General features: G+C 68.1%; 9 protein-coding genes and 1 pseudogene. 7 read left to right on the top strand and 3 right to left on the bottom strand.

Going from position 1 to position 12134, the window contains the following annotated elements:
* The first annotated feature begins 48 nt into the window (after positions 1-48).
* Positions 49-1785 carry an ABC transporter ATP-binding protein gene (locus ACZ6IE_RS00115; protein ID WP_464606039.1) on the top strand — a complete coding sequence of 579 codons (1737 nt, stop codon included), beginning with the start codon at positions 49-51 and terminating at the stop codon, positions 1783-1785.
* Positions 1782-3866, top strand: coding sequence for an ABC transporter ATP-binding protein (locus ACZ6IE_RS00120; RefSeq protein WP_464606041.1), 2085 nt, complete (start codon positions 1782-1784; stop codon positions 3864-3866). Before ACZ6IE_RS00115 ends, ACZ6IE_RS00120 begins: the two co-directional genes overlap by 4 nt.
* A gap of 75 nt (positions 3867-3941) precedes the next feature.
* On the opposite strand, the gene ACZ6IE_RS00125 is transcribed toward ACZ6IE_RS00120, so the two are convergent.
* A complete protein-coding gene (locus tag ACZ6IE_RS00125; protein ID WP_464606043.1) occupies positions 3942-4397 on the bottom strand; it encodes a MarR family winged helix-turn-helix transcriptional regulator in 456 nt (151 codons plus the stop codon).
* Positions 4398-4501: 104 nt separating this feature from the next.
* Positions 4502-4729: a hypothetical protein gene (locus ACZ6IE_RS00130; protein WP_464606045.1), complete on the bottom strand. Its 228-nt coding sequence runs from the start codon at positions 4727-4729 to the stop codon at positions 4502-4504.
* Positions 4730-4881: 152 nt separating this feature from the next.
* Between ACZ6IE_RS00130 and ACZ6IE_RS00135 the strand changes: the two genes are divergently transcribed.
* Together ACZ6IE_RS00135 and ACZ6IE_RS00140 are read left to right on the top strand one after the other, a co-directional pair.
* Positions 4882-5328 carry a MarR family winged helix-turn-helix transcriptional regulator gene (locus ACZ6IE_RS00135; RefSeq protein WP_464606047.1) on the top strand — a complete coding sequence of 149 codons (447 nt, stop codon included), beginning with the start codon at positions 4882-4884 and terminating at the stop codon, positions 5326-5328.
* Positions 5329-5540: 212 nt separating this feature from the next.
* Positions 5541-6983, top strand: a complete 1443-nt coding sequence (locus ACZ6IE_RS00140; protein WP_464606049.1) for an MATE family efflux transporter — start codon at positions 5541-5543, stop codon at positions 6981-6983.
* Between the two features lie 251 nt (positions 6984-7234).
* On the opposite strand, the pseudogene ACZ6IE_RS00145 reads toward ACZ6IE_RS00140, so the two are convergent.
* Positions 7235-8248 (bottom strand): annotated as a pseudogene (locus ACZ6IE_RS00145) (acyltransferase family protein); the annotation flags it as partial.
* 183 nt (positions 8249-8431) lie between these two features.
* Here ACZ6IE_RS00145 and ACZ6IE_RS00150 point away from each other — a divergent pair.
* The 3 genes from ACZ6IE_RS00150 (at position 8432) to ACZ6IE_RS00160 (ending at position 12056) form a co-directional block, all read left to right on the top strand.
* Positions 8432-10018: a Na+/H+ antiporter gene (locus tag ACZ6IE_RS00150; RefSeq protein WP_464606051.1), complete on the top strand. Its 1587-nt coding sequence runs from the start codon at positions 8432-8434 to the stop codon at positions 10016-10018.
* Between the two features lie 839 nt (positions 10019-10857).
* A complete protein-coding gene (locus ACZ6IE_RS00155; protein ID WP_464606053.1) occupies positions 10858-11319 on the top strand; it encodes a hypothetical protein in 462 nt (153 codons plus the stop codon).
* A gap of 98 nt (positions 11320-11417) precedes the next feature.
* The gene (locus ACZ6IE_RS00160) at positions 11418-12056 is read left to right on the top strand and encodes a GntR family transcriptional regulator (RefSeq protein ID WP_464606055.1); all 639 of its coding nucleotides are present in this window, start codon (positions 11418-11420) and stop codon (positions 12054-12056) included.
* Positions 12057-12134 lie beyond the last annotated feature (78 nt).

Raw genomic sequence — 12134 nt, forward strand, 5'->3', positions numbered from 1 at the left:
AGCAGTCCTCCGACTGCGCGCCCGGCCGACACCCTCGAAGGAGCACGTGTGGCTCTCCTAGCCCTCACCTGGCGCACGGCCAAACCCTATAAGGGCTGGTTGATCGCGGTTTTCGCGCTGCAACTCATCTCGACCATCGCGGCGCTCTACCTGCCGAGCCTCAACGCCCAGATCATCGACGAGGGCGTCTCGACGGGCAATACCGACTTCATCTGGGCCACGGGCATGACCATGCTCACGGTCTGCCTCGTGCAGGTGGCAGCGGCCATCGGCGGCGTCTACTTCGGCGCCAAGACGGCCATGGCCATCGGCCGAGACCTGCGCCGCGAGGTCTACCGCAAGGTCGACTCGCTCGGCGCCCTCGAGGTGGGCAGCTTCGGCAGCGCCACGCTCATCACGCGCGGCACCAACGACGTGCAACAGGTGCAGATGCTCGTGCTCATGGCGCTCAACTTCATGGTCTCGGCGCCCATCATGTGCGTCGGCGGCATCATCATGGCGCTGCGCGAAGACGCCGGCCTCTCCTGGCTCGTGTGGGTGAGCGTTCCCCTGCTCTTCATCATCGTCGGCTTCCTGGTCTACCTGCTGCTGCCCCTCTTCCGCCTCATGCAAGACCGCATCGACGGCATCAACAGCGTGCTGCGCGAGCAGATCGTCGGCATCCGCGTCGTGCGGGCCTTCGTGCGCGAGCCGTTCGAATCCGAGCGCTACGACCGGGCCAACGAGGCGCTCACGCGCGTTTCGGTCAAGGTCGGCAACATCTTCGTGCTCATGTTCCCCGTCATCATGATGGTGCTGCACCTGGCCACCGCGGCCGTGCTGTGGTTCGGCGGCCAGCGCGTCGAGGCCGGCGAGATGCAGGTCGGCTCGCTGACGGCGTTCCTGCAATACCTGCTGCAGATCCTCACGGCCGTCATGATGGGCGTCTTCATGGCCATGATGATCCCGCGCGCCGTGGTCTGCGCCGAGCGCATCACCGAGGTGCTCGAGACTTCGCCCAGCCTCGAGGTGCCCACGAACGCCGATGTGCGCATCCCCACGGCCGGTCGCGTCGAGTTCAGCCACGTCACGTTCGGCTACCCGGGCGCCGAGCGCCCCGTGCTCGACGACGTCACGTTCACGGCCGAACCGGGCAAGACCACGGCGATCGTCGGCTCGACGGGTTCGGGCAAGACCACGTTGCTGTCGCTCATCCCGCGCCTCTACGACCCGCAACAGGGTCAGGTCACCATCGACGGCGTGCCCGTTTCGGCGCTCACCCGCCAGCAGATGGCCGGCGTCGTGGGCATCGTGCCGCAGAAGCCCTACCTGTTCTCGGGCACCATCGGGTCGAACCTGCGCTTCGGGCGGCCCGACGCCGACGAGGCCGAGATCTGGGCCGCGTTGCACACCGCACAGGCCGACGACTTCGTGCGCGCCAAGCCCCAGCAGCTCGACGACCGCGTGGCCCAGGGCGGCACCAACGTCTCGGGCGGCCAGCGGCAGCGACTGTGCATCGCGCGCGCCCTCGTGGCCCGCCCGCGCGTCTACCTCTTCGACGACTCCTTCTCGGCCTTAGATGTCGCGACCGACGCGCGGCTGCGTGCGGCGCTCGCGAAAGACACGAGCGACGCGACCGTCATCATCGTGGCGCAGCGCATCGCCACCATCCGCGAAGCCGACCACATCCTCGTGCTCGACAACGGCGCAATCGTCGGCCGCGGCACGCACGACGAACTGCTCGAGACCAACGACACCTACCGCGAGATCGTCGAATCGCAGCTGACCACGGAAGGGGTGGCATGATGGCCCGTTCACCACGCAAGAATCGTCGCGCCGCCGCATCCGATGCCGCCGGAACCCGCTCCACCGACACGCAGCAGGCGCCCGAGATCACGGGCGTCGAAGACGAGCTGCTCGATCCCGAGTTCGTGCCGAGCGAGGCCGACGGCGACATGTTCGGTGGCGCCCCGGCCAAGAAGGCTCAGCAGTTCTGGCCCTCCGCCAAGCGGCTGATGGGCCTGCTCGCGCCCGAGAGGGCGAAGATGACGCTCGTCGTGGCCCTCGTGGTCGTGTCGGTCGTACTCACCGTGATCGCGCCCAAGATTCTGGGCCAGGCCATGGACACCATCTTCAAGGGTGTGCTCGGCGCGCAGTTGCCAGCCGGCGCCACGCTCGACCAGGTCGCGTCGGCGGCCCGCGCAAACGGCAACGGCCAATACGCCGACATGATCGAGGCATCCGGTGTGGTGCCGGGTCAAGGCATCGACTTCATGGTGCTGGGCCGCCTCATCATCATCGTGCTGGGCATGTATGTCATCGCCTCGACGTTGAACTGGGCGCAGGGCTACGTGCTCAACGGGCTCGTCATGCGCGTCGTCTACAAGCTGCGCAAAGACATCGAGACGAAGCTCAACCGCCTGCCGCTCAGCTACTTCGACACCCGCCAGCGCGGCGACCTCATGTCGCGCGTGACGAACGACGTCGACAACATCCAGACCGCGCTGCAGCAGGCGTTCTCGCAGCTCGTGCAATCGGCCCTCACCGTGATCGGCATCATCGCCATGATGTTCATCGTGTCGTGGCAGCTGGCCCTGATCGCGCTCATCGCCCTGCCGCTCTCGGCGCTCGTGGCCGGTGTGATCGGCTCGCGCTCGCAGAAGCTGTTCTCCGCGCAGTGGAAGAACACCGGTTCGCTCAACGGTCACATCGAAGAATCGTTCTCGGGGCTCGAACTCGTGCGGGTGTTCGGCCGCGACAAAGAGATGCTGAAGGAGTTCGACGAGCGCAACGACAAGCTCTACAACGCCGCGTTCGGCGCTCAGTTCGTCTCGGGCATGATCATGCCAGCCATGACGTTCGTGTCCTACCTGTCCTATGTGCTCATCGCCGTGGTCGGCGGCCTGCGCGTGGCCTCGGGCCAGATGACGCTCGGTGACGCGACGGCCTTCATCCAGTACTCCCGTGAGTTCTCGCAGCCGCTCGGCCAGATCGCCGGCATGGCGAACCAGCTGCAGTCCGGCGTGGCCTCGGCCGAGCGCACGTTCGAGCTGCTCGACGCCGACGAACAAGACCCCGACACCGTGACGGCCCACCTGCCAGAGAGCGCCGACGGGCACGTCGAGTTCGACGGAGTGTCCTTCAGCTACACGCCCGAGAAGTCGCTCATCGAGAACCTGTCGTTCTCGGCCAAACCGGGTGAGACGGTTGCCATCGTTGGGCCGACCGGTGCCGGCAAGACCACGCTCGTCAACCTGGTCATGCGGTTCTACGAGCTGACCGGTGGGCGCATCCTGCTCGATGGTGTCGACGTGACGGCCCTGTCGCGGGCCGAGCTGCGCTCGCAGGTGGGCATGGTGCTGCAAGACGCCTGGCTGTTCGAGGGGTCGATTCGCGAGAACATCCGATACGGGCGCCTCGATGCCACCGACGACGAGGTCACGGCGGCCGCCGAAGCCACCATGGTCGACCGGTTCGTGCGCCAGCTGCCCGACGGCTACGACACCATCATCGACGCCGACGGTGGCAGCATCTCGGCGGGCGAGCGGCAGCTCATCACCATCGCGCGCGCGTTCATCGCGCAGCCCAAGCTGCTCATCCTCGACGAGGCGACCTCGTCGGTCGACACGCGCACCGAGCTGCTCGTTCAGCACGCCATGGCTGCCCTGCGCACCGACCGCACGTCGTTCGTGATCGCGCACCGGTTGTCCACGATCCGCGATGCCGACACCATCCTCGTGATGGAGAACGGGCGCATCGTCGAGCAGGGGTCGCACGATGTGTTGCTCGCCGCGAACGGGTCCTATGCCGAGCTCTATCGCACGCAGTTCCGCGGCGGGCAGGACGAGCTCGTGGCCGATGCCGAGGCGGCCGGGTTGCACAGCTGACGCCGGTCCGCTTGCCTGGCCAGCGTGACGGAACACGGCGGCCGGCCGCGCGGCTGACGCGTGATGCGCCGGGCGTCAGAGGATCGTGACCTCGTCGTTGAAGGTCGAGAGCAGCTGGGCGAAGCGCACGACATCGTCGTCCGACCAGGCGTCGAGGGCGCGGCCGAAACGTTCGTGCGTGGCCGAGCGGATGGCGGTGAGTCGGGCCTCGGCCTCGGGGGTGGCGCTGAACGCGCGCACGCGGCCATCCGAATCGTTGGCGACGCTGACGACGAAGCCTGCCTCGGCGAGAAGCTTCAGCTGGCGGCTCACAAAGCTCTTGTCCATGCCGGTCTCGGTCGCGATATCGGCCGGGCGCACGGGCTGCCGCCGGACGATCGTTCGCAGCACCAGGTAGGTGGTCGGCTGCATGCCGGGGTCGAACGCGTCGGCATTCTTGGCCACGACCCGGCGCGCCGTGCGCACGAGGTGCCCGACATCCTGTTCGAGCGAACTGATGGCGTCTTGCCGGCTGGGCGTGGCGTCGGTCATGGGATAAGGATGCCCGATCGGGCTGGGTGCCGGGCGCGACCGGCCGGTCGTGTCGGCTTCGGGTCGATCGCGACGACGGCCTTGGGCCCGACGACGACTCCGATTCAGGAGCGGGTGCGGCGCTGGTCGGCCGGGGTGACGGGCGTGACGCGGTTGTTGAGGGCCAGGCGGATGAGCGAGACGCCCGTCGCCGTGAGTGCGCCGCCCGTCCAGGTGAGCGCGTGCAGCCACGACGGCCCGCCCTCCATGTCGGCGATGAGGCAGCCGACGAGCGTGGCGATGCCGATCACGAGGAGGGCGATGGCGAACGTGAGGCGGATGGCGAAGTTCATGCGGTGAGTCTAGGAAGGGGCCGCGGGACGGCGTAGGGCGAATGTCCCGGTGACGGCGCCTCGCCTCGTGACACGAACGGCACATCGTCGCCATCGCGGGCGTTTGTGCGACATCCTTGAAAGTTAGAGATCTAACTGTTAGAGTTCTAACCATGAGCGAAGAGTGGACCGGACCCGGCGGCACGTTGGGGCTCGTGAGGTGGATCGGGTTGGCGCAGCGCAAAGCTGCCGAAGACTGGATCCGCACGCGCGGGCTCAGCCACGAACAGGGTTTCGTGCTGGGATACCTGGTGCAAAACCCCGGTTCGATCCAGCGCGACATCGCCCAGGTGAGTCGCACGGCCCCGGCCAGCGTCTCGAGCCTTCTGCAGGGTCTCGAGCGACGCGAGCTCATCGAGCGGCGCACCGAGAACGGTGACGAACGCCGCAAACGGGTCTATGCCACCCCGGCCGGCGCCGAACTCGTCGCCGGTTTCGAAGACGCGGTCAACGCGGTCGACGAGACGATCCTCGAACCGCTGACCGCCGACGAACGCGCCGCACTCGACACGCTCCTGCTCAAGATCACCGCGAAACTGCCCCAACCGAACCGGCCGTAGCCGGCGATACGCGGCCCTGGCCGTGTAGCTCGAACATCCGCTCGCTGTCGGAGAAGCGCCACCGACAGCTCGACCTTCGGCATGCCCTCAGGGGGCACGCACCGCGCAGGCGACCGCCGTCTCAAGGCGGTGTTCGGCGCGCCCACCACCTCCATCTTCGCCGTGCCGGCGTTCGTCGGCGCGCGCTCTGACCTGCCCAGAAAGGAGCAGTCATGAGCATTCAGAACCCGTCCAGCCCGTCCGCCGACACCGTCGGCTCCAACCGCTGGTACCTCTCCTCGGCGCCCATCGTGCGCGCCCTCATCCATCTCTGCATTCCTATGGCGGCCGCCATGATCGTCGGTGCCGTCTACAACGTGATCAACGCGGGGTTCATCGGCTCGCTGCACGACACCACGTTGCTCGCGGCCGTCACCCTCGGTTCGCCTTTGCTCGCGCTCGTCATGGCGGTGGGCGGCGTTTTCGGAACGGGCGGCGGCGCGCTCATCTCGAGGTTGCTCGGGGCCGCCGAACACGACCCCGCAAAAGCATCCGAGATCAAACACGTTTCTGCATTCTCGGTGTGGGGCGCCGTGATCGTGGGCGCCGTGCTGGGTGGCATCGGACTGTTGATGCTCGACCCGCTCGTCGCGCTTCTCGGAGCGGATGCCGCATCCGCCCCCGCCACGGCCGGATTCGTCGCCGTCACCCTGGCGTTCGTGCCCGTTCTCGCCGCCGCGTTCTGTCTCGAACAGCTCGTGCGAGCCGAGGGCGCCTCACGTCAGGTGATGGTGGGGCTCATCTCATCCACGATTGCCAACGTCGTCTTCGACGTGCTGTTCATCCTCGTGCTGCACTGGGGTGTGGCCGGGGCGGCGCTGGCCGTGGGGCTCGCGAACCTGGTCGTGATCGGCTACTTTGCCGTGTGGCTGCACCGCAACAGCGAGCACCTGAGTCTGGCGCCGCGCTGGTTCACGCTGTCGCCCGCCGTGGTGAAGCCCGTTTTCGCGGTGGGGGTGAGCGAGCTGTTCCAGGCGTCGTTCCTCATCGTGACGGCCCTCGTGCTCAACAACCTCGCGGCGAACTACGGCGACGGCGCGCTCGCGGCCATGGGGGTCGCGGTGCGCATCGCCCAGGTGCCCGAGTTCCTGCTGATGGGTGTGACCCTGGGTGTGCTGCCGCTGCTCGCCTATTCCTACGGCAAGGGTGACCGTGCGCGTTTCGTCTCGGCGGTGCGCTCCTCGGCCGTGACGGTGGGGGCGATCGGGTTGCTGGCGGCGGTCTTGGCCTACGTGTTCCGCGAGCAACTCTTCGGTGCGTTCGTGTCGGATGCCTCGGTTCTCGCCCTCGGCGCCACCGTCCTCACCGCGCAGCTCGTGGCCATGGTCGCGAACGGGTTCACCGGGTTGCTGACCTCGACGTTTCAGGCGACGGGTCGAGCAGTGGCCGCGACGACCATGTCGCTCACGCAGGGCCTGCTCTTCATCCCCGTCGTGCTGCTCGGCAACCTGTGGTTCGGCCTGCCCGGCATCATCTGGGCGCTGACCGTGACCGAGGGCGTGATGCTTCTGGTCGGCATCGGGCTGCTCGTGGGCTCGCGCCGGTCCATCGACCGCGGGCTCGCCGAGGGCAGCGCCGAACGCGCCGAGCGGATGCTGGAGGAAGCGCACCCCTGACGCCGGGTGAGGACGAGGGCCGCGGCCAGGAGGGTCACGCTGATCAGGGCCGTGAGGGGCGTGATGCCGACGACGAGCAGCGAGACGACGCCGATGATGCCGAGCGCGTTGGCTGAGATCATCCGGGCTGTCGAAGGCCGTGCCGGGCGGTGAGCTGTGGATGCTTGCCGCCCGGCACCGCGCACCACCCCGCGCACCGCCCCGCGTTCGAAGCGGCCCAAGGCGCGCACAACGGGGATGAGGAGGAGCGCGGCGGCGATGAGCCAGAGGGGACGCGTCGCCCACCATTCGCCGGTGCCGGGCGCGGGCAGCGGCAGGGGGAGGAGGAGCAGGGCGCCCGCCAAGACGATGAGCACCGTCATGTGCCAGAGGTAGATGGTCATGGCGTTCGGTCCGACGGTGCGGATGAGGGCGCGAGAGGCGGCACGGCCGGCGAGCCGCTCGAGGGCGGGGCGGGCCAGCGAGAAGAGCACGAGCTGCGCCACGGCCAGCAGGGCCAGGCAGACGGTGGGCGGGTTGAGGTTGGTGAACATGTTTGCCGAATAGAGACCGGATGCCGTGAGGCCGACGAGCGCGCCGAACGAACCTGCCGCGAGGGCCGATCGCAGCAGCCGCGACATCCGCTCGACGTGACCGTCGGCCAGCCAGAAGCCGAGTTGCTGTGCGAACAGCCACACGAAAGCCAAGTTGAGCAACCCCAGGGCCGGGATGTCGGTGGCCGCCCGCAGCACGTCGACCGCCAGGATGCCCGCCCCCAAGCTGGCGAGCGTCGCCGCGGGGCCACGCCGATGCGCGCGCACCAGCAGTGGGACGAGCGCCGAGCAGCCGAGGTAGACGGCCAGGAACCACAGCGGTTGGCTGATGCGGAATCCCGCGATGCCCACGATCTCGGCGGGCACACCGGCCACGAGCAGCCCGACGAGGCCGAGGCCGACGGTGCCGACGAGCACGATCGACGGTTTCAGCAGCCTCACGGTGCGCTCGCGCACATAATCGGCAGGACGCAGGCCGGTGGCCTGAAGGCGCTCCCAGTGCCGCAGTGACGAGAAGCCGCCCAGGATGAAGAAGAGCGGCATGACCTGCACGACCCAGCTGGCGGGGGTGAACCAGGCCTGGGCGTCGAGGGCGTTCTCGAGGATCGGCCCGTCGGCGCCGAGGCTGACGCCCACCATGAGAGCGTGCAGCGCCACGATGAGAATGAGGCACGCGGCGCGCACGAGGTCGACGGCTCCATCGCGGCCACTTTTTGTTGTTCCAATGCTCATGTTTCGACGCTATGAGCGGCCGCTCTCGCACGGCATGGGGCGGGTGCCCGTCCCGGTGGGGGACAACCCCCAGGCGGTCGTTGGGGGATGGCCGAGGCGGCGGGGGAATGGCGAATGCGGCGGCGCGCGTTAGCCTTCCCACACGGCATTGTTCGTGCTCCGCAACCGCAGAAAGGTGCCACCGTGCTCGCACTCGAGATGGTCGTCATCCTGGGCATCACCATCCTGCTCTGCACCGTCGTGGCCCGCCGCGCCCGTGTGGCCCCGCCCATCCTGCTGCTCGTCTGCGGAGTCCTGCTCGGCTTCATCCCCGCCCTGCGCGGCGTGCAGCTGCCACCTGAGGCCGTGCTCCTCCTCTTCCTGCCGGCGCTGCTCTACTGGGAGAGCATCACCACGTCGCTGCGCGAGATCCGCAAGAACCTGCGCGGCATCATGCTCATGTCCACGCTGCTCGTGATCGTCACGGCCGCGGCCGTCGCCGTCGTGGCCCACCAGCTCGGGCTCGCGTGGGGGCCGGCCTGGGTGCTCGGTGCCGCCGTCGCGCCCACGGATGCCACGGCCGTCGCCGCGCTCACCAAATCGTTGCCGCGCCGCAACGTCACACTCTTGCGCGCCGAGAGCCTCGTCAACGACGGCACGGCGCTCGTGCTCTATTCGATCGCCGTGGCCGTGACGGTGGGCGAGATCACGCTGTCGCCCGGCTACCTCGCGGGGTCGCTCGCCCTCTCCTACGGCGGCGGTGCGCTCGCCGGAGCGCTCGTCGCGGGCCTCGTGATCCTGCTGCGCCGACGCACGGGGGATGCCCTCACCGAGAACATCGTGATCGTGCTCACGCCTTTCGCGGCCTTCCTCGTCGCCGACCTGATCGGGGCGTCGGGTGTGCTCGCCGTCGTCGTCGCGGGCCTCATCATGAGTCAGGCCGGACCGCGCGTGGGCCGCGCGGACAGCCGCCAGATCTCCGAGTCGTTCTGGGGGCTGTCGACGTTCCTCCTGAACGCGTCCCTCTTCGTGCTCGTCGGCATCGAGGTGCAGGCGGCCGTGCGCGGGCTGAGCATGTCTCAGCTCGGTGCGGGTGTCTTGGCCGTCGCCGTCGTGTCGGTGTTGCTCGTGGCCGTGCGCTTCGCGTTCCTCTTCGGCAGCGCGTACCTCATCCGGCTCGTCGACCGCCGGCCCTCGCAGCGCGCTCGCCGACAGACGCACGGGGCCCGCGTGATCAGCGGCATGTCGGGCTTCCGCGGGGCCGTGTCGCTGGCCGCCGCGCTCGCCGTTCCCCGCACGGTCGCGTCCGGAGCGCCGTTCCCCGACCGCGACATGATCGTCTTCGTCACGACGGGCGTCATCGTGGTGCTGCTCGTCATCCCCGGCCTGCTGCTGCCCGCCATCGTGCGCTGGGCGAACCTGCCGACAGACACGAGCGTCGACACCGAGCGCCGGCTCGCCGAGGTCTACGCCAACGAGAAGGCGCTCGAAGCCCTGCCCGAGCTCGGCCGAGAAAGCGGGGCGACGGATGACGTGATCGAACGCCTGCGCACCGAATACGCCGACCACCTCGACGTGCTGCGCGCCGAACCCGACGAGGCCGAGGGCACTGAGACGCTCGCCCGCCACGACCACTACAGCCAGTTGCGCCTCGCCCTCATCGGCCGCAAACGGGCGGCCGTCGTGCAGCTGCGCGACGAGGGCCGCATCGACGACATCGTGCTGCGCGACATCCAGGACCGCCTCGACATCGAAGAGGTCCGCATCGTCGGCCGCGGGCACGCTGAGTGATTCAGACCGATTGTCGGCACTCGAGAGGTTGCGACGCGCGTGGCTGGACAGAACATCGCAAGGGGCCCTGGGCGCTTCAATTGTGGCGGCGGGCTGAATGCCCTTTGATCCCGAGCGCGATGAGCGCGATCCCGACGGCGACCCCGGCTAGCCCGACTAAGGGGACGTCTGCGATTGGGAGGTAAGCAAGGCTAGTCGGGGCGATAACGGAACCAGCCAGGACTGCGGGCAAATCGAGTTTCGTTGACATCGTAGATCTCCTGTTCCTATCGAAACCTGGCCGTCGAGCGCCACAGATCGCGGCACGGTCCAGAAAGTCCCGCTGCACCGCCAAAGATTGCGGCGCCGATGGCCTGCCAGCTGCGGGAAGCACCGCCGACAAGTGCGCCGGCCAAGGTGAGGTTGCACTGTAGGAGGAGATTGCGTTCGCGTGCGCTCAACTTGGGTGTCGGAGCATAGATGTTCTTGCCGTTCTGCTGGCCAATGCATCCCGAGGACGAGCTGCAATATTCTGCGGGACCCCAGAGGGATTCCTGTGCAGCGGCGGGCGTAGCCGAGGCGAGCGTGAGGCCGCATGCTAGGGCGACTGCGAGTATTCGAAGTCTGATATTTGTCATGTTGGAATTAAGACATCGTGATCTTCGCGGGTAAAGGGCGTGCGGCTCATTTGAGTAGAGCGCCCGGCAACTTGAGTAGTTGGGCGTCCCTTGCTGAGTACGCGGCAGCGTTCACTGAGTAGGACGGGCTGCCGTAACGTGCGCCGATCGGGGCCGATTTGGGTGGTGCGCATTCGGCGACGGGCACAGTGTTTGTCGAGGAGGGGGCTTTAGGTTGGGGGCATGACGCTCGTTCAGAACCCGCGCCCTTCCCGTTTTCGTGTCAGTCGTCGGCTGACGGCCACCCTGGCAGGCGGGATGCTGGCAGCCGGGGCCCTGACCGGGTGCTCCACCGTCGAAGGCATCGTCGCCGAGCAGGTCGATAACGCCACGTGTGCGATCGGATCGGGAGTCATCGACCAGGTATCGACGAACGTCTCCGACGCGATCGCCCAGATCCAGGTCGACCCGTCGGGTGCGTTGAACACCCTCGAGACCGCGCGCACGGCCCTCGCGGCTGCCGGCGCCACCGCGGTCGAAGGGTCCGAGACGGCCGACGCCATCGCCGGTCTGCAGTCCACGGTCGACGATCTGATCGCCCTGGCCAACGACGCCGTCGACGGCACGACCGTAGACCCACAGGCTCTCGCCGATCTGCAGGAGCAGAGCGAAGCTCAGATCAAGCAGCTCGTCGGCATCTGCTGACCGGCCGCATCAGCGCATCCGCGAACCGGGTGTAGACCTGCGCCCACACGCCTGCTACGGTCGTATCTCATATACGATCCGATGAAGGGCGGTGAGCGATGGCGCTCCCCACGGCGGCACCCCCGTCACGAACGACGTTCGTGCTCGAACTCTTGCGCTCCGGCATCCTGAACGGCGATTTCCCCTCGGGCCGCGCGCTCGTCGAAAGCGAACTGGCCGTCGAGCTCGGGGTGTCGAAAACGCCCGTGCGCGAGGCGCTGAAGACTCTTGAGGGCGCCGGGCTCGTCGTCATCCGCCCCTACGCCGGCGCCTCCGTGCGCTCGCTCACCGAGGCCGAAGTCGAGGCGATCTATGACATGCGGCTCTTGATCGAGCCCGAGGCGGTGCGCCGCAGCATCCGAAACGGCGTGGATGTCGCAGCCGCACGAGCCGCCCTCGACCGCGCAGCTTCGGCACCGGATGCCTCGGGCCGCAGCACGGCCAACCGCGACTTCCACCGCATCCTGTTCGCGGCCTGCGGCAACCCGATTCTCACGAAGACGCTCGACGACCTGCGCGACCAGATCGCACTCGTCTCGGTGTCGGCGTGGGCGCGCACGGCCTCGTGGCAGAAGGAGGCCGACGAGCACGCACGCATCCTCGAGGCCGCCGAAGCGGGCCGGGCCGATGACGCAGCCGCGCTCGTGGCCGCGCATATCGACGACTTCTCACGTCGGCAGAGCCGAGAGGAGCCGTAGCGCCAGCCCAGAACCTCAGCACCACACGCACGCACACGCGTCAGGATGCGGCCCGGTCACCGGCAAGTAAGCGGGCCG

This window comes from Okibacterium sp. AC114 (genome assembly GCF_979253355.1).